At 40.8% G+C, this 17,999-nt stretch carries 18 protein-coding genes; 7 read left to right on the forward strand and 11 right to left on the reverse strand.

The features are described 5' to 3' along the window. Positions 1 to 76 precede the first annotated feature (76 nt). From IV512_RS10975 to IV512_RS10985, 3 genes are all read left to right on the forward strand, one after another. A complete protein-coding gene (locus IV512_RS10975; RefSeq protein WP_209403286.1) occupies positions 77 to 943 on the forward strand; it encodes an AraC family transcriptional regulator in 867 nt (288 codons plus the stop codon). 68 nt (positions 944 to 1,011) lie between these two features. Next, positions 1,012 to 2,562: an NAD(P)/FAD-dependent oxidoreductase gene (locus tag IV512_RS10980; protein ID WP_209403288.1), complete on the forward strand. Its 1,551-nt coding sequence runs from the start codon at positions 1,012 to 1,014 to the stop codon at positions 2,560 to 2,562. Between the two features lie 60 nt (positions 2,563 to 2,622). Further along, a complete protein-coding gene (locus IV512_RS10985; RefSeq protein WP_209403290.1) occupies positions 2,623 to 3,930 on the forward strand; it encodes a DEAD/DEAH box helicase in 1,308 nt (435 codons plus the stop codon). 18 nt (positions 3,931 to 3,948) lie between these two features. On the opposite strand, the gene IV512_RS10990 is transcribed toward IV512_RS10985, so the two are convergent. After that, on the reverse strand, positions 3,949 to 4,980 hold the full coding sequence (locus IV512_RS10990; RefSeq protein WP_209403292.1) for an AI-2E family transporter: 1,032 nt from the start codon (positions 4,978 to 4,980) through the stop codon (positions 3,949 to 3,951). 208 nt (positions 4,981 to 5,188) lie between these two features. Between IV512_RS10990 and IV512_RS10995 the strand changes: the two genes are divergently transcribed. Then, a complete protein-coding gene (locus IV512_RS10995) occupies positions 5,189 to 6,022 on the forward strand; it encodes an endonuclease/exonuclease/phosphatase family protein (protein WP_245224750.1) in 834 nt (277 codons plus the stop codon). A 1-nt stretch (position 6,023) separates the two neighbouring features. On the opposite strand, the gene IV512_RS11000 is transcribed toward IV512_RS10995, so the two are convergent. Beyond that, positions 6,024 to 7,151, reverse strand: a complete 1,128-nt coding sequence (locus tag IV512_RS11000; protein WP_371743288.1) for a peptidoglycan DD-metalloendopeptidase family protein — start codon at positions 7,149 to 7,151, stop codon at positions 6,024 to 6,026. Positions 7,152 to 7,249: 98 nt separating this feature from the next. Further along, positions 7,250 to 8,080, reverse strand: coding sequence for an alpha/beta fold hydrolase (locus IV512_RS11005; protein WP_209403296.1), 831 nt, complete (start codon positions 8,078 to 8,080; stop codon positions 7,250 to 7,252). A gap of 125 nt (positions 8,081 to 8,205) precedes the next feature. On the opposite strand from IV512_RS11005, the gene IV512_RS11010 reads away from it, so the two are divergent. Then, positions 8,206 to 8,814, forward strand: coding sequence for an FMN-binding negative transcriptional regulator (locus IV512_RS11010; protein ID WP_209403298.1), 609 nt, complete (start codon positions 8,206 to 8,208; stop codon positions 8,812 to 8,814). 17 nt (positions 8,815 to 8,831) lie between these two features. Beyond that, positions 8,832 to 9,197 carry a TfoX/Sxy family protein gene (locus IV512_RS11015; RefSeq protein ID WP_209403300.1) on the forward strand — a complete coding sequence of 122 codons (366 nt, stop codon included), beginning with the start codon at positions 8,832 to 8,834 and terminating at the stop codon, positions 9,195 to 9,197. 59 nt (positions 9,198 to 9,256) lie between these two features. On the opposite strand, the gene IV512_RS11020 is transcribed toward IV512_RS11015, so the two are convergent. The 7 genes from IV512_RS11020 to IV512_RS11050 form a co-directional block, all read right to left on the reverse strand. After that, positions 9,257 to 10,309, reverse strand: a complete 1,053-nt coding sequence (locus IV512_RS11020) for an NAD(P)-dependent alcohol dehydrogenase (protein WP_209403302.1) — start codon at positions 10,307 to 10,309, stop codon at positions 9,257 to 9,259. Between the two features lie 160 nt (positions 10,310 to 10,469). Then, entirely contained in the window at positions 10,470 to 11,270 is an 801-nt protein-coding gene (locus IV512_RS11025; protein ID WP_209403304.1) for a xanthine dehydrogenase family protein subunit M, read from the reverse strand. A gap of 16 nt (positions 11,271 to 11,286) precedes the next feature. Then, complete coding sequence (locus IV512_RS11030; protein ID WP_209403306.1) at positions 11,287 to 13,647, reverse strand: xanthine dehydrogenase family protein molybdopterin-binding subunit; 2,361 nt, start codon at positions 13,645 to 13,647, stop codon at positions 11,287 to 11,289. A gap of 3 nt (positions 13,648 to 13,650) precedes the next feature. Continuing rightward, the gene (locus tag IV512_RS11035; RefSeq protein WP_209403309.1) at positions 13,651 to 14,115 is read right to left on the reverse strand and encodes a (2Fe-2S)-binding protein; all 465 of its coding nucleotides are present in this window, start codon (positions 14,113 to 14,115) and stop codon (positions 13,651 to 13,653) included. 22 nt (positions 14,116 to 14,137) lie between these two features. Beyond that, positions 14,138 to 14,587 (reverse strand): CoxG family protein, encoded by a 450-nt coding sequence (locus IV512_RS11040; RefSeq protein WP_100871768.1) that lies wholly within the window; start codon positions 14,585 to 14,587, stop codon positions 14,138 to 14,140. Positions 14,588 to 14,711: 124 nt separating this feature from the next. After that, a complete protein-coding gene (locus IV512_RS11045; protein WP_209403311.1) occupies positions 14,712 to 15,884 on the reverse strand; it encodes a VWA domain-containing protein in 1,173 nt (390 codons plus the stop codon). Positions 15,885 to 15,897: 13 nt separating this feature from the next. Beyond that, positions 15,898 to 16,791: a MoxR family ATPase gene (locus IV512_RS11050; RefSeq protein ID WP_209403313.1), complete on the reverse strand. Its 894-nt coding sequence runs from the start codon at positions 16,789 to 16,791 to the stop codon at positions 15,898 to 15,900. Positions 16,792 to 16,953: 162 nt separating this feature from the next. Here IV512_RS11050 and IV512_RS11055 point away from each other — a divergent pair, with 162 nt between their 5' ends. Next, positions 16,954 to 17,373, forward strand: a complete 420-nt coding sequence (locus IV512_RS11055) for a DUF2141 domain-containing protein (protein ID WP_209403315.1) — start codon at positions 16,954 to 16,956, stop codon at positions 17,371 to 17,373. 53 nt (positions 17,374 to 17,426) lie between these two features. Here the strand turns inward: IV512_RS11055 and IV512_RS11060 are convergent, their stop codons facing one another. Continuing rightward, positions 17,427 to 17,906, reverse strand: coding sequence for a Dps family protein (locus IV512_RS11060; protein WP_100871764.1), 480 nt, complete (start codon positions 17,904 to 17,906; stop codon positions 17,427 to 17,429). Positions 17,907 to 17,999: the final 93 nt, after the last annotated feature.

Raw genomic sequence — 17,999 nt, forward strand, 5'->3', positions numbered from 1 at the left:
TGATTTTAATATCGATATATTTGACAAATAAGTACTCAATTTTAGCATTTCACCGGTTTACATTAGACTCAAGCAATTGAAAACTGCCTTACAAAAATCTCCGATACCTGAATCTCGAGCCTACGTGGCCAAACTATTGGACGAGCCTGTTTTTGACCCGCATTGGCACTTTCATTCCGAATATCAAATTTTCTTGGTTCTAAAGGGTAACGGCACCCGATTTATTGGTGATAGCGTGAAACCTTTTAAATCGGGCGATATCACATTCACAGGTTCGAACTTACCCCATTTATGGAGGAGCGACCAAGAAATTGAACAAGCCAAGAACATTGCCTGGTCTCAAGGCGTAGTCGTATATTTCAGGGAAGATTTTCTAGGGGATAACTTTCTCAACACCCAAGAAGCCATTCGTTTGCGAAAGGTTTTTCACAAAAGCCTACGTGGATTGGAATTTGCGGGCGACACCGCTAAAAAATTGAGAAAAATGATTCTTAAGCTGGTTACCCTTGAGGGGCTTGATGGCATTCTTCATTTGCTTAAAATATTAAAATGTATAAGCCAGACCAAAGAGTTTCATTTATTGGCAAGCGCCGGCTACACGAATACCCTAAGGGAAGCCGACACTGAAAGAATGTATACCGTATATTCTTATGTGATGAAAAATTTCAAAAATAAATTGGCCATAGCCGACCTTGCGCAAATGACGAACATGACCCCCACTTCGTTCAGTCGATATTTCAAGTTACACGCGAATAAATCGTTTACCCAGTTCGTTAGTGAAATCCGCATCGGCCATGCCTGCAAACTATTGATAGAACAGAAAAAAAATGTATCTACAGCCTGTTACGAGAGCGGTTTTCAAACCTTATCCAACTTCAATCGGCAATTTAAGGCGATTACCAATAGAACGCCTTTAGTCTATAAAAAGGAATATGAACTTTAGATATTTCTTAATGTCCGCTGATCAAGTTTCTAGATAGGTTATAAGCTAAAATCGCCTAATTTTGTAGTATGGTCAAAACCCTACAGATTCGATTATCACTTGAAGAAGAGGCCCAAGAAGGGCAACTGAAGCACAGAGCAGCCAAATACTTAGGTCTTGACCAAAAAGAGTTCAAGCTAAAAGTTCTTAGAAAATCGATAGACGCACGCAAGCCCAAGATCGTTTTCAACTATAAGTTGGCCGCTTTTGTTGGTGAAGACTTGCCTGCCCTAGATTACAATTTTGATTATAAAGATGTGACTAAAGCCAAACCCGTTCATATTATCGGTTTCGGCCCTGCGGGAATGTGGGCCGCCCTTCGTTGCTTAGAGCTCGGCTTCAAGCCCGTTGTTTATGAGCGGGGTAAAGATGTTCGCGAACGTAGGCGTGACCTGAAGGCCATTAATCAAGAACATATCGTAAACGAAGATTCTAACTATTGTTTTGGTGAAGGCGGAGCTGGAACCTATTCCGATGGAAAACTCTACACACGTAGCTTAAAGCGAGGTGATGTAAAGCGTATTTTTCAGAGCTTGGTACATCATGGGGCTACCGAAGAAATACTGATTGATGCTCACCCCCACATTGGCACGAATAAGCTGCCGAAAATCGTAAAAAATATTCGCGAAACAATAATTAGACAGGGTGGAGAAGTACATTTCAATGTTAAACTAACGGATTTAATAATTGATGGTAAAAACCTAAGGTCCATTGTTTTAAATAATTCAGAAGAAATTCAAACGGAACGAGTGCTTCTGGCGACCGGTCATTCCGCCAGAGATGTTTTCTATCTTTTGGATAAAAAGAAAATAGCACTTCAGGCAAAGTCTTTTGCCATGGGCGTTCGGGTAGAACATCCCCAACATATTATCGATTCTATACAATACCATTGCGGTGAAAATCGAAATGAGCTTTTACCGGCAGCAGCCTATAGTCTGGTGCATCAAGTCAAGGGTCGAGGTGTATATTCGTTCTGCATGTGCCCCGGCGGCTTTATTGTACCTGCTGCTACTGCACCTGGTGAAGTGGTCGTGAACGGCATGTCTCCCTCAAAAAGAAATAACCTGTTCGCTAATTCTGGAATAGTGGTAGAAATTGATGTAGAACGCGATATTCGTAAATATGAGCAATTTGGAAATTTGAAAGGTCTTGAATTTCAGAAAGATTTAGAACGTTTAGCTTTTACTTCAGGTGGAAGGTCTCAAAAAGCTCCTTCACAACGTTTAACCGATTTTGTTGAAGGACGTATCTCGGCTAATCTTAACCCCACATCGTACCAGCCGGGATTGGAATCTGCCCCACTACATTCCCTATTGCCCAAACTCATAGGCAGTCGTTTGAGAAAGGGATTTGAAGAGTTCGGTAAAAAAATGAAAGGATATTACACTTCGGAAGCCAATATAGTAGGTGTCGAATCGAGAACCTCATCACCGGTAACCATCCCTAGAAATGAAAAACTAGAGCATCCGGATATAGCAGGGCTTTTCCCTTGTGGTGAAGGTGGTGGTTATGCCGGTGGAATCGTTTCCGCAGCAATGGACGGGGAACGCTGTGCCGAGGCTGCCGTACTTGGACTATAAACGAAGGGTTATTTAATTACTACCTTAAATAAACGTACCTTCGCGGCACATTTACAACATATGACATTTAAAGAACTCGGCCTGGCCGAACCTATACTCAAGGCAGTAGAAGCCGAAGGTTATACTTCTCCCACCCCAATACAACAACAAGCAATACCTATATTACTTAAGGGTAAAGACCTTCTAGGGGTCGCACAAACCGGAACAGGTAAAACAGCCGCCTTCGGTATTCCTATACTCCACCATCTATACCAATCACAGAACGGACAGAAAGGTAGACGAAAGATAAAAGCTTTAATCGTGACGCCAACGCGGGAGCTGGCACTACAAATCGGTGATAGTCTTACCGCATACGGTAAACATACTGGGCTTAGAAACACCGTAATATTTGGAGGCGTAAAACAAGCCAAACAAGTAAACGCGCTCAGAAACGGTATCGACATTCTTGTTGCTACACCGGGTCGACTACTCGATTTAATGGGGCAAGGCTTCATTACTTTTCGCGACCTTGAATTTGTAGTACTCGACGAAGCCGATCAAATGCTCGACATGGGCTTTGTACACGATATTAAAAAAATTATTGCGCAATTGCCTGCAAAACGGCAATCGTTGTTTTTTTCGGCCACTATGCCCCAAGCTATTGTGCAACTATCACAAAAAATGTTGGGCGATTTCGAACGGGTAACCATTAAACCCCAACAGGCCACTGCCGAGAAAGTTGAGCAAGGTGTTTATTTTGTTAGCAAGAAAAACAAACCGAAATTGCTAGTGCATTTATTGAACGAAAACCCGAGCGATACCGTTTTGGTCTTTTCAAGAACGAAGCATGGCGCGAATAAAATCGTAAAAAAACTGTCTCAGGCGAATGTTAATTCTGCGGCTATACATGGAAACAAGAGCCAAACTGCAAGACAAAAGGCCTTGGGCAATTTTAAAGATGGCAAACTACGCGTATTGATCGCTACCGATATCGCTGCCCGTGGAATTGATGTCGAAGATCTTTCGTTGGTCATCAATTACGATTTGCCCAATGTACCTGAAACCTATGTGCATCGAATTGGCAGAACCGGCCGTGCCAATGCCAGCGGAATCGCATTATCTTTTTGTGATAAGGAGGAAAGGCCATATTTGAGAGATATCGAAAAATTAATCAAACAAGAAGTGCCCCGTATGCCCGAACATCAATTTGTTGATGATGAAGGTTCTGCGGATGAAGAAAATCAAAATCCGAAGCAAGGTAGAAACCAGAACTCTTCTCAAAACCGAAATAGAAATCGGAACAAGCGAAGAAATTCAAGTTATAGAGGTAGAAACAATAAAAACCGCCCTAGCGGCCAGAACAATAATAGACGCAGAAGCGAGGATTAGAGCCAAGTTCCACTCCACTCATAGGCGTTCTTTTTGACCATCTATTCTTTCACCATATTCTTTCTTGTAGATCTTGACTACTATCAAGAATAGACTTATTAACAAGGGGCCGAAAATCAATCCTATAAAACCGAAAAGGGGAACACCCACAATGACCCCAATTAAAGTGATTAACGGGTGTACGTTGTCTAATTTTCGGAGTACGTATAGCCGAATAACGTTGTCGGTAGAACCTACTACTATGAGACCATATAATAATATGCCCCAAGCTTGAAAATCGTTACCGTTGGTCAGGGTCAATATAAACACCGGAAGAATACCGATCAAGGTGCCTATAAAAGGAATCATAGAGCCAATGGCCACTATGACAAACCAGAAAAACGGGTTGTCGATGCCAAATATGAAGAAACCGATTAACGCTACTACACCCTGTGCAACAGCTACCATTGGAATACCTAAGGCGTTGGAACGCACCATGGCCTGAACTTCTTCTCCAATAAGTCGAAGATTTGTTTTACTTATAGGAAGGTATTCGAACAAAGATTCTTTCAATTGTTTTCTATTAGTCAACATGTAGAACAATAAAAAGTACATGATTGCAATTGCAATAAACATAGTAAATGTGCCACCAGCAAAAGTAGAAACATGATTGGTCAGCCAAGACGAAGCTCCTGAAGGATCAATTTGAGAAGTCAAATCGTAGTCTACCGCTTTTTCAACCACATACAGCTGGTTTTTAAAAGCTTCTATAACACTTTCCGATTTCTCGACCGCACTGCTTATTTTACTTCCCAACATGGCTATGAGTCCTGATACCGGTACGAGAATGCCGATAAAGGATATAAACATAATCAAAGTGGCCGCTAAATTCGGATTCCAGCCCTTTTTAACCAACTTGGCCATCCATTTTCTAAAAAGCACATGAATGGTTATTGCACCAAGTATACCAGAGAGATAAGGGACTATTTCCCAAAATATAAGACCTCCTATCAATAAAATTAGGAGCAATACGAATATTTGTCGAATAACATTGGGGTGTATTGATTTCATAAATGATATAGGAATTAGGCTGCGGTTTCTTTGCCCGAAAATATGTCTAATACTTTCATGACCATAGCCTTTACGCACCGTTTTTTGACTGCATCCGAAAAATATTCGGCCTGTTGAGATAACAATGTTATTTCAACAATAATGTGCACAAACCTTGAACATGTTGGCATGAAAATGTCTATTTTGGTCAACTCAAAATGATATAAAAATGAAATCAAATTTCATACTTTCAATAGCTTTCTTACTTAGTCTGGTCTCCGGTTTTGGGCAAGATTTAAAGGTTATGACCTATAATATCAAATATGACAACAAGAACGATACTGTCAATAACTGGAACGATAGAAAGCTACCTATGGTACAGCTTCTCGAAAAATATCAACCTGCTGTGGTAGGAATGCAAGAGGTTCTATCGACCCAATTGGAATATTTAGATAAATCACTGCCCGTATATTCCTTTGTGGGGGTGGGAAGGGAAGACGGGAAAGAAAAAGGCGAATTCTCCCCTATTTTTTATAATAAAGATAAGTTCACACTTTCCGAATCCGGAACATTTTGGCTTTCAAATACCCCAGAAAACATTTCAATAGGTTGGGATGCCGCCTTAGAACGCATTTGTACATACGCCCTTCTCGAGAAGAAAAATACCAATGAAAAGTTTTGGGTATTCAACACGCATTTTGACCATCGAGGTGAAAAGGCAAGGAAGAAATCGGTCAAATTAATTCTCAAAAAAATAAAAGAGATTAATTTAAACCATCTGCCAGTAGTTCTCATGGGCGACTTGAATCTTCAACCGGAACAAAAGCCTATTCAAATTTTATCTCGCAAAATGGATGATGGCTTGAAGGTTACTGAAAAATCGAACGAAGGCCCCATAGGCACCTTCAACGGCTTTAATCTTGAAGAACCCATTAGCCGTAGAATCGATTATATTTTCACTTCAGGTTTTAACGTAAAATCATATTCGCATATCGATGAGCGCCTAAAAAATGGCAAACATATTTCAGACCATTTACCCGTGGTCGCTTCACTTTCAAAATAGCTTATTTAATTTTGGCATTTGTAAAATCAACAAGACTTAGATGCACGAACGCTTTCATGCCTTCTTGATTTTGTACATGAGCCCATTTATCGGTCAATCCTAAAAGAGCTAGGGTGTCGTTTGTAATAGCTTTCCCTATTTTAGCACCGCCAAGACCCGGCCTATTGCGAAGGTTCGCTCTGGAACCCGAGATGCTAATTACGGGTGTTTCAATTCTATCCTTATAGGATTCAAATTGTGGCACTTCTGAGATCCAAACGAAGGGCAGGGGGTCTATCGCCCCACGGTACCCTTGATAGATACCAAAATGAAGGTGAGGTTTGGTCGTTCTCGCATTACCGGTATTACCGACAAGCCCCAAGGTATCACCAGTTTCTATCTTTTCTCCTGAATTCACCAGAATACTGTCTAGATGGGCATAGTACAACGAATAACCAAAAATTCCGGTTCGCTGCCACACTTGATTTCCACCAAGACCACGGTTACCTGTTGAACTGACACGCCCGTCAGTAGCCGCTATAATCGGAGTACCCCGATCAGCGAAAATATCGAGACCCTCGTGGGTTCTTTGCCCCCCATCTCTGGCAGCACCCCAAAAACTTTGTATTGCCTGATTATCTTTTCCTGCTACTGGAAAGCCAAAAACCGGACGGGTATATAACCGCATTGAAAATGAACTGGTCTTTTCAATTTCTGGCTGTATAGTCAACTTGTACATTCCGCTATCCTCTATCTGGTACTCTATCGATTTTGCATTTTCGTTATTAGATTCGATTAGTTCTATGGTACCCAAAGAATCCTTAGAAATTTTATATAAATCGATAAAGACCTTTTTTCCAACAGTATCGGTTTGAATTTCCACAAAAAAAGTGCGGCCTTTATGAAGCTCTATGTTGTAACTATACGTTCGGTAGAGTTCATCGAAATACGTACCGGTTTCTGAATACGGTAGGTCGATCGATAAACTATCCTTCAAGCTAGACTCAAATGACTTTTTCCACAATGGAAAACGAACTGAGTCATTTTCATAATTTCGAGCATACAATTCCCGAGCAGAGGGTTTCGTTATAAGATCCGTAGCTTTTCTCACTTGCTTACAGGTGATCAGCAACACGAAGATAGCTAGCACTCGAACTATGTTGAAAAAATTTTTCACGCGTTCCTTACTCATTAAAACAACAAAAGCCAGACCAAAACGGGCCCGGCTTTCATTATCATTGATAGAGACTACTTTTTGAGAAAATCTATCAAAATTTTATTTAATTGATCGGCATGAGTTACATTCAAGCCGTGTGGTGCTCCTTCAATCACCTCAAAAGTGTTATACGCGATTCCCTTAGCCGCTTGTTCAGCTGAAGTCGCCAGTGGCACCGTTTCATCGGCATCACCATGTACAATTAAGGTAGGCACGGTAACATTCTTCAGTTCAGGCCTAAAGTCGGTATGCATCCAAGCCAAAGCTGTTTGAATGGTCGCTCTTGGCGATGCGTGCGAAGCAATAATAAAATCATAATCTAACTGGGCTTCGCTGACCTTATCTTTGTTCTTGTCGTAGTTATAAAATCCTTTATGAAAGTTTTTCAAAAACCCGACGCGATCTTTTTGTAATGCATCTTTTATATCGTCCAAGGCACTCTCTGGCACTCCATCAGGGTTGTCCTCTTTTTTCTTAACTAAAGGAATAATAGAACTGATAAGTGCGGCCTTCGCTATTCTATCTGAACCAAAATCGGTAAAATAACGAACTACTTCGCCACCACCCATTGAAAAACCTACAAGTACAGCATCTTTCAAATCTAAGCCTTCAACAAGAGTATTTAAATCACTGGTGAGCGCTGAATAATCATATTCACCCCAAGGTGCGGAAGAAATACCGAAGCCACGACGGTCATATGAAATGCATCTGTAGCCTTCCTCAACAATTTTCCAAACTTGTTGCTCCCATGACTTTCGGCTTAAGGGCCAACCGTGAATTAAGATTACCGGCTGTCCGCTTCCATAGTCTTCATAAAATATATCTACGGGTTCCTTTCCTTTTTTATTTGTGATAAATGGCATATTTCTATTTTTTTTGTTTTGTTAAAAGTACTCCTTAAGTAGAGTTATGTTTAATGCAAAGCGAAAGATTGTTGGCGGTAAAAATGTTTTAACCTATTTTTAATAGTATCCATTTTCAATCTTCTATGTACGTACCCGATTATCAGAGAAACGTGAACTTTGAAGAAATCAAACAATTCTTAAAAGAACATAGTTTTGGTATTTTAGTCACTTATTCTAAAGGCCGGTCGCACGCTACCCATATACCTCTCGAATTGGAGCAGAATGAGCAAGGACAGAATGTACTTACAGGCCATATTGCCAAAGCGAACCCTCAGTGGAAACAGTTCTCCTCAGAAGAGGAAGTGCTTTGTATATTTAATGGTGCCAACGCCTATATTTCATCATCATGGTACAAAGAGGAAGAAGTACCTACTTGGAACTATATTGCCGTTCATGTCTATGGAAAACTTTCTGTTTTAAGCGAAGAGGAAGTAATGGCTTCTTTACACAGATTGGTAGACACTTATGAAAAATCATCAAAAAAGCCTGTATCATTAAAAAACATGTCAGAACGAATCTTAAAGCAAGTTAAGGGTGTTGTAGGTTTTCAAATTGAAATAACCGATATTCAGGCTCGGTACAAACTTTCTCAGAACAGAGAACAAGATCACGCCAAGATTATAAGCGAGCTAGAAGAGCTTGATGACGAGGGAAGCAGAGCAATTGCAAAGGAAATGAAGAAATCGCGCTAATCTTTTAAATATCGTGTATGGCTTACGATGAATATCTGGCCGATAGGTCAAGACAGGTCTTAAAACAAAAATCGGTTTACTTCGAAGAGAAAAAGATGATGGGCGGACTTTGTTTTATGGTGGATGATAAAATGTGTTTTGGCCTACTATCAGATAAGTCAACGGGTGATGGAAAGTTAATGTGTCGTGTTGGACCACATAACTATGAAAAGGCCTTATCCAGACCTCACTGTTCAAAAATGAACTTTACCGGACGAACAATGAATGGTTTCGTCTTTGTGGATGCGGAAGGCTTTGACACTGATACGGATATGGCGTATTGGATTCAGTTATGTCTCGATTACAACCCTCAAGCCACACGCAGTAAGAAAAAGAAAAAATAAAGGCATAAAAAAACCATCCGGTAAAAACGGATGGTTCTTCAACAGTTTATATTTCTATATTAACTTTCTTTCAAAGACTTCATATCAATTACAAAACGGTATTTAACATCCGATTTTTGCAATCTATCATATGCGTCGTTGATGTCTTGAATATTAATCATCTCAATATCGGAAACCACATTATGTTCCCCACAAAAATCGAGCATTTCTTGAGTTTCTTTAATACCTCCGATCAACGAGCCTGCGATACGCTTTCTGCCTGTTATAATACCTCCACCGTGAAGGGAATCCAAAGGTTCAACGGCACCTACCAGTACCATGGTCGAATCTCTCTTCAACAACCCCACATAAGGGTTCATATCGTGACCTACGGGAATGGTATTCAAAAGAAAATCGAACGAATTGGCATGCTTCTTCATTTGCTCTTCATCCTTAGAAATCAAAACCTCATCGGCACCTAAGTCTTTGGCATCTTCACTTTTATTCGGTGAAGTTGTGATCATAACGGTATGAGCGCCCATAGCGTGTGCAAATTTTACACCCATATGCCCCAAGCCACCAAGACCGATAACTCCGACTTTATCTCCTTTTTTAACTCCCCAATGTGACAACGGAGACCACGTAGTGATACCTGCACATAATAATGGGGCTGCTGCTTTGGCATCAAGATTACTGGGCACTTTCAGCACAAATTCTTTATCGACAACGATGCTTTCAGAATATCCACCGAAAGTATGCCCCCCTAAATGTTTGTCTTCACCATTGTAAGTAAAAGTTGCTCCATTCTCACAAAATTGTTCCAAATCGTCTTTACAGGCACCACATTCTTGACAAGAATCGACCAAACAGCCCACACCGACCATATCACCCACCTTGAAATTTTTTACGTTATCACCAATCTCTGTGACCTCACCGATAATTTCATGACCGGGAACTACGGGATATACCGAGTTTTTCCAATCGTTTCGTACTTGATGCAAATCGCTATGACAAACACCGCAATAATGTATCTCTATTTTTACATCGTCAGGAGTAGGTTTTCTTCTCTCAATATCAAAAGGTTTTAAATCTGCCTCTTTGGAGGACGCTGCATATGCTTTCACTTCTTTCATATTCAAATTTAATTTGCCGCAAAACTAGAAATAACCTTGATGAGGATTTAGTGCAATCAGAATGATTTTTGCACCGTTATACTCTAAGTTTAAAATAGTGGATATAAAACAAAAACCCCAACCTATGAAGTTGGGGTTATAAAAAATAAAATGTCAACTACTAAGCTTCCAACGCTCTTTTCACCATAACTTTTGTCAAATGAGAACGGTATTCAGTGTCGGCGAAATGGTCGCTCATTACCTCTACCCCATCGACAGCATGTTCAGCAGCGTCACTGTTACCATTATAGGCCTTTTCTACTTCGGTAGCCCTATACGGAGTATCTGACACTCCGGTAATACCTACTCGAACGGCATTACCATCATGAACAACGGCAACCCCTACAATAGCGAACCTAGAAGCTGATTGATAAAATTTTTGATAATTGCCATGTGCAACTTTAGGAAAATGGACTGCAATAATAATCTCATCATCGGCCAAGGCGGTTGTAAAAATACCCTCAAAAAAATCTGTTGCCGCTATCGTACGTTTTCCGTTTTTACCCTCTACTTCAATATTGGCTTCACAGGCGAGCACCACAGCAGGGTAATCTGCCGAAGGGTCGGCGTGCGCCAAACTTCCACCAATAGTACCCCGGTTTCTTACCTGAACATCTCCAAGGGTCTGTACGGTCCGATGTAAAATATTCAGGTTCTTATACACTACTTCAGAGTTCAATATTTGGGTATGCGTACAGTTGGCACCTATAATAACCCCATCACCGGTTTCTTCAATAGTATTCATGCCGGCTATGCCATTAATATCAATAACTATCTCAGGCCTGTTCAATCTTAACTTCATTGCGGGCAACAGGCTTTGCCCACCTGAAAGAATTTTGGCATCAAAACCATGCTTGTCTAGTAAATTGACGGCCTCACTTACTGAAGACGCTTTTATATAATCAAATTTTGCTGGTATCATCTTGTTCAGGTATTTATTAATTCTGCATCGCTTTCCAAACCGTCTGAGGCTTTAAAGGCATTTGAATATCCGTTACTCCCAAATGTGCCAATGCATCTACCACAGCATTGACCACTGCCGGAGTCGACCCTATGGCCCCCGCTTCACCAGCACCCTTAACTCCCAAGGGGTTGTGCGGGCATGGTGTAACCGTATTATCGGTTTCAATCATCGGTAGGTCATCGGCCCTTGGCATGGCATAATCCATATAAGAACCGGTAATCATCTGACCGCTCTCATCGTACACTACCTCTTCGAGTAAAGCTTGTCCGACCCCTTGGGCTACACCCCCATGAATCTGTCCATCTACTATCATTGGATTCATAATATTACCTACATCGTCAATGGCTATAAATCTTTGTAAGTCGACCGCACCGGTATCTTTATCTACCTCGACTACTGCGATATGCGTACCAAAGGGATATGTGAAATTGCTCGGGTCATAAAAACTTGAAAAATCGAGACCAGGTTCTAAACCTTCAGGATAGTTGTGTGGTACATAAGCTGTTAATGCAACATCACCGAACGACACTGATTTATCGGTGCCCTTTACGGTCCATTTTCCGCTGGCATATTCTAAATCCCCTTCAGCAGCCTCCAATTTATGGGCGGCGATTTTGGCTCCTTTATCCAATATTTTTTCGATACTTTTTATAATAGCGCTACCGCCAACGGCCAAACTTCTTGAACCATAGGTTCCCATTCCGAAGGCCACCTGATCGGTGTCACCATGTTCGATTTCAACATCGGCCATATCTATACCCAACTTATCGGCTACGAACTGCGCAAAAACAGTTTCATGGCCCTGACCGTGGGAATGTGCCCCTGTAAATACAGATACCTTACCTGTGGGCTGTACCCTTACTTGTCCAACTTCGTAAAGACCGGCCCTAGCGCCCAAGGCACCAACGACCGCCGAAGGTGCTATACCGCAACCCTCAATGTAGGTAGATAGGCCCACACCCAAGAGTTTTCCGTTTTTTCGAGCCTCTTCCTGTTCTTTTCTAAAATTCTCATAGCCCAATTTCTCCAATCCCTTTTTTAGGGCCTGTTGGTAATTGCCACTATCATATTGTAACGCCACTTGTGTCTGATACCCTTCCTCTTTAACACCATCAAAGGGTGGTATAAAGTTTTTCATTCGAATTTCTGCCGCATCCATACCCATTTCTTGGGCTCCTTTTGATATAATACGTTCCAACAGATAGGTAGCTTCCGGTCTTCCGGCCCCTCTATAGGCATCTACGGGAACTGTATGTGTGAACGGCCCTACTACATTCAAATGAATCAAAGGTGTTGTATACACCCCTTGAAACAAAGTACCATGTAAATAGGTTGGTACCGCTGGGGCGAAAGTCGAAAGATAGGCCCCCATCGCACAATATTCGTCGGTAAGATGGGCAACAATTTTGCCCTCTTTATCAAAACCCATTTTTGATTTCACCACATGATCACGTCCATGGGCATCTGTTAAAAACGCCTCACTGCGATCGCTTGTCCATTTTACTGGTCTTCCAATTTGTTTTGAAGCCCATGTCAATAAGGCTTCTTCGGTGTAGTGATAAATTTTACTGCCGAAACCGCCACCTACATCTTTCGAAACGATACGCACTTTATGCTCGGGAATACCCAAAACAAAAGCACACATCAACAAACGAATCAAATGCGGGTTCTGGGTACTTGTGTATAAAGTGTATTTATCAGCGTTTACATCGTAATCGGCAATATAACTTCTGGGCTCCATAGCGTTCGGAGCCAACCGCTGATTACGATATTCCATTTCGGTCACATGATGGGCCTTTTCAAGTGCCGCCTCTACATCTGCCCTATCGTTACCAATACACCAATCAAAAGCCGCATTATCCTTCCATTCACCGTGAACCAAAGGTGCATCTTTATCCATAGCCTTTTGGGGATCGGTCACGACCGGCAACTCTTCATATTCGACCTCTACCAATTCGGCGGCATCACGAGCTTGCTCCAATGTTTCAGCAATCACAAACGCAACAGCCTCGCCGACATGTTTAATTTTATCTTTTACCAAAAGCGGATGTTTTGGCTCTCTCATGGTTTCCCCATTCTTAAAATCGACCTGCCATCCGCAGGGCACACCATATTCACCACAACCATCACTACCTGTAAAAATGGCTACAACGCCATCTGCTTTTTCCGCTTCGGAAATATCAACACTAAGAACTTTTGCATGAGCATACGGGCTTCGCACAAATGCCGACTGGGTCATCTTAGGAAGTTTAATATCATCGGTGTACTTACCGGCCCCTTTTAGAAATCTTGCGTCTTCACGTCTTTTAACTGCTTTACCTATAAAATTTCCCATGGTCTATTCGTTTATGGTTTCAGCGGCAAGCTGAATGGATTTTACGATATTATGATAACCGGTACATCTGCAGAAATTACCTTTTAGACCGTGTCTAATATCATCTTCAGATGGTTTTGGATAGTTTTTTAAAATATCAGCAGCGACCATTACCATGCCCGGGGTACAAAAACCACATTGAAGGCCATGTTTTTCTTTAAAAGCTGCTTGAATAGGATGCATTTCTCCATTTTGGGCCATGCCCTCAATTGTCGTAACCTCACTGCCATCTGCCTGCACGGCAAGCATGGTACACGATTTAATGGCCTCACCGTTCAAGGTTACGGTACAAGCACCACATCCGCTGGTATCACAACCTATATGAGTACCGGTTAAATCTAAAGTTTCCCGCAAATATTGAACAAGGCTCGTACGCGGCTCTATGTCATGGGTGTGCGCCTTCCCATTGACCGTGATGGTTACATTCATAATAGTGTATTTAGGTTATAATTTATGCTTGTCGCTCAGCAATTTCAGCTTCCATAGATTTAAAGAACTGTTTTGATAGGGTGCTAACCACGCCGCTCATAATCCGCTGCCCCATGCTCGCCAAAGTACCTGACATTTTAGCTTCACCGGTATACTTTACTTCGGTCTGTGAATCGCCTGTGGGGGCTAGGGTCATAACAATTTCTGCCACCACATTGCCCATCTTGCTCTTCTGATCTACCACCAAGGTGCAACGCTCTTCTTCAACCTTATCCTTTATAGAAAGGTTGCCTTTGAAATTACCCCTGACAGGGCCCACTTTCACCTCTGAAATAGCTTCGTAATTATCGGGAGACTGTTCTTTTAATTCTTTGATACCTGGAGTCACTTTTTCAAGAACTTCAGGATCCATAACCATTTGCCAAAAATTCTTAGGCGTAACATTAAGTGTATAATTTCCGTTGATTTTCATATATCCTTCTTGAGTCTATGAATATAAAAAATCAAGTTTGAAATCGTGAATTTTTTAGGAATTATTTTAACATATCCTCATTAAAAATTACAAACCGATAACATATAATTAAAATGCGGAACGATTACGTAGTTTTGGTTAGGTTTCTACGATATTTTAGATGGTTCAATACGAATTTTAAACTTTCTAGATTATGTGCGGAAACCAAAGCATCGATATAAGGTAAGGCGGCCTTCATACCTATGGCCTCCGGAGAAAAGTCGGGACTGCCCGCTAAAGGATTAAGCCAAATAACTTTTCTAGACTTTTTGTAAATAGATTTCATAGCGGTTTGAATAATTTCAGGTTCGCCCGTATCCCATCCATCACTCAGAATAAGCACTATGGTTTTTTTATCGAGCATACCATAGCCATAATCATCCAAAAAATCTTGTAAAGAGCTGCCAATACTGGTTCCACCAGACCAATCGGGCACTCTATCGGAAACAATATCAAATGCTTTTGCAAAATCATTATTATCTAAAATTGAACTCACCCTGTGTAAGGCGGTACTAAAAACAAAGGTTTCTATTTTATCATAGGCGTTTTGAAAGGCATAAATCAAATGCACAAAAAACCTACTGTAAAGGTCCATTGATTTACTTACATCGCAGAGCAGAATCAGTTTAAGCTTCTTATTTTTTGGTTTACTATAAACCAATTTTTGTACATTACCCCCGTTACGCATACTGTTACGAATGGTATGTTTTAAGTCGATTTTACGAGCACTTTTCGAAACTTTACGCAGGCGACTTTTTCGATGAGCTACTTTTTTAGCCAACTTTTTAAGTAGGCGCATCATCAAGTTAATCTCATCTTCACTTAGATTTGAAAAATGTTTTTTACCCAGCACCTCTATATCGCTAAAAGCGGCAATATTTTTCTCTTCTACGGACGGCGTTAGATTTAGCCAACTTTTCAAGGCATCGAACCGTGCCTGTTCTTCTTCTGCCTTTGATTTCTTTTTCTCTTTTTGGGGCTCATTTTTTATTTTAGAATCGGCGGCCTGGGCCAGGTGAAACCTAAACTCTTCATAATGTTCAATGAAATTCAAATATTGATACCTGTTTTTGGCCAAAATCGCCTTGAGCGACAGTATAAAATTGCGCTCTCTGTCAATTGGAAGCTTGTCAATAGCCTGTAATGCTTCAGCCTCTTCGCTCGCGCTTACGGTGTAGCCTTTATTTCTCAAATAACGGCAAAGCAAGACCACGTGAGCTGATATCTCAGTTTGATGTCGTATCAATGAGGAGTCCATTTTCTAGTAAGTTTTAACCAATGCGCGAGGTTACTCCGGTTTTCTCTAAAAGTTCTGAAAGTGCATCTTGGGTATGTCGCATATCTTGCCAATCTTTAAGCACAACCCCAAGGGTATCTTCTACCACTTTCTTATCTAAGTGGGTCAGGTGCATCGTTGCCAATGCCCTTGCCCAGTCAATTGTTTCAGATATTCCTGGGGTTTTTTCCAGTTTCAATTGACGTAATTCGGTCATAAACCTGCAAATATGCTCTCCCAAATTAGCATCTATTTCGGGTACTTTCGTTTTTACGATGGCTAACTCTTTTTCAAAATCAGGATAATCGATCCATAGATAAAGACAACGTCTACGAAGTGCTTCAGATAACTCTCTAGTTCGATTTCCCGTAAGTATTATCTGTGGCTTTTGGCTCGCCTTTATCGTTCCCACCTCTGGAATAGTTACTTGCCAATCAGATAAAACCTCGAGTAAGAAACTCTCGAACTCTTCATCTGCCCGGTCTATTTCATCGATTAACAAGACCGGTCTCTTTTCTTGAGAAATGGCCTGAAGCACAGGTCTTTTTAACAGGAACCGATCTGAGAAAATAGTTTCCTCTAATTTTTTCACGTCCTCCCCCCTAGACTCCTGCATTTTAAGAAAAAGCAATTGGTGCTGGTAGTTCCACTCGTACAGTGCATGTGTGCTATCAAGCCCTTCATAACATTGAAGTCTGATCAAATTGGTTTCCAAGGCTTTTGCCATAACCTTGGCAATCTCCGTTTTTCCGACACCGGCCGGCCCCTCGATCAACAGAGGTTTTTCAAGCTGCATGGCCAAAAAAATGGACATCGCTATAGAGCCACTACCTATATAGCCCTGTTTTTCTAACATATTTTCTATTTGACCAAGCTCTAAATTTTTCATAGAAGTAGAATACAGTGTATGGTAAAGTTAATTATTAAAGACAAATATTGATTTTATGTTTAAAACTACAGTTCGCCCCCTATTATATACAGTTGGGTATCATCAATTGGGTAACTTATTCATTCTAAATTAGTTTTACTTCATAACCTTAAAAAATCAAGAATGAAAACACATCTATTTATTTTGGCATTTCTCTTTACTTTGAATGTAATCAATGCTCAAGAGGAGAAAAACGGAACTTTAAAAATAACCATCGAAAATGTATTATCAGACGATGGTACCATTCTAGCCTCATTGCATACCGAAGACACGTTTTTGAAAGCCCCAGGAGTCGCTTCTGCTGAAGCTCCTGCGGAGGAAGGCAGGGTAACGCTAGAGTTTGAAAATGTTAATCCGGGAACTTACGCAATTTTAGTGATTCATGATAGCAATGATAATAAGCAAATGGACTTTGATGCCTCTGGCATGCCAACGGAAAGTTATGGGCAGACAGGAGATATAAATCTTTATGGGCCGCCAATATTTGCCGATTCGAAATTTGAAATGACCGGCGAAGACCAAGAATTCAGCATACGTTTCTAAAAATGAAAAAGCCCCACCAAATTGGCGGGGCTATCATTTTTTGAAGTTAATTCTTAAATTTCTTCGGCCAGCCAAGCTTTCATCATCCAAACTGTTTTCTCTTGTTCGGTAATAAAATCGCTCATCATGGCATTAGTACCTTCATCACCCGATTTATCTGAAGCATCTAAAATACGCCTCTCGATTATCAACAACTCGGTCAATGAATCAACTATCAAACGAATGGCATCCTCATCTTTAGAAACGTTTTTACCTACAGGCACTTTTGAGGTTTCAATATAGTCTTCGAAGGTGTGTAGCGGCACTCCGCCCAAAGTAAGAATACGTTCAGCCACTTCATCTACTTTCAAATTAGCGTCATCGTAGAGTTCTTCAAACTTGGGGTGAAGGTCAAAAAAGCGCTTTCCCTTAATGTTCCAGTGAATACCTCTTAAGTTTTGGTAATATCGTTGAAAATTGGCTAAAAGCTGGTTTAAATCTTCACTTAATGATTTAGAATCTTTTTCACTTAATCCTATACTATTTAGTTTCATAAATATTCTGTTTTTAAGTTTAAACTATAAAATTATAAAATATAAATCCGAAAAACGATAAGTTTTATTGATAGTTTTTATAATTTTATCGCT

It is taken from the genome of Pseudozobellia sp. WGM2 (assembly GCF_017810075.1).
Lineage (GTDB): Bacteria > Bacteroidota > Bacteroidia > Flavobacteriales > Flavobacteriaceae > JADNYK01.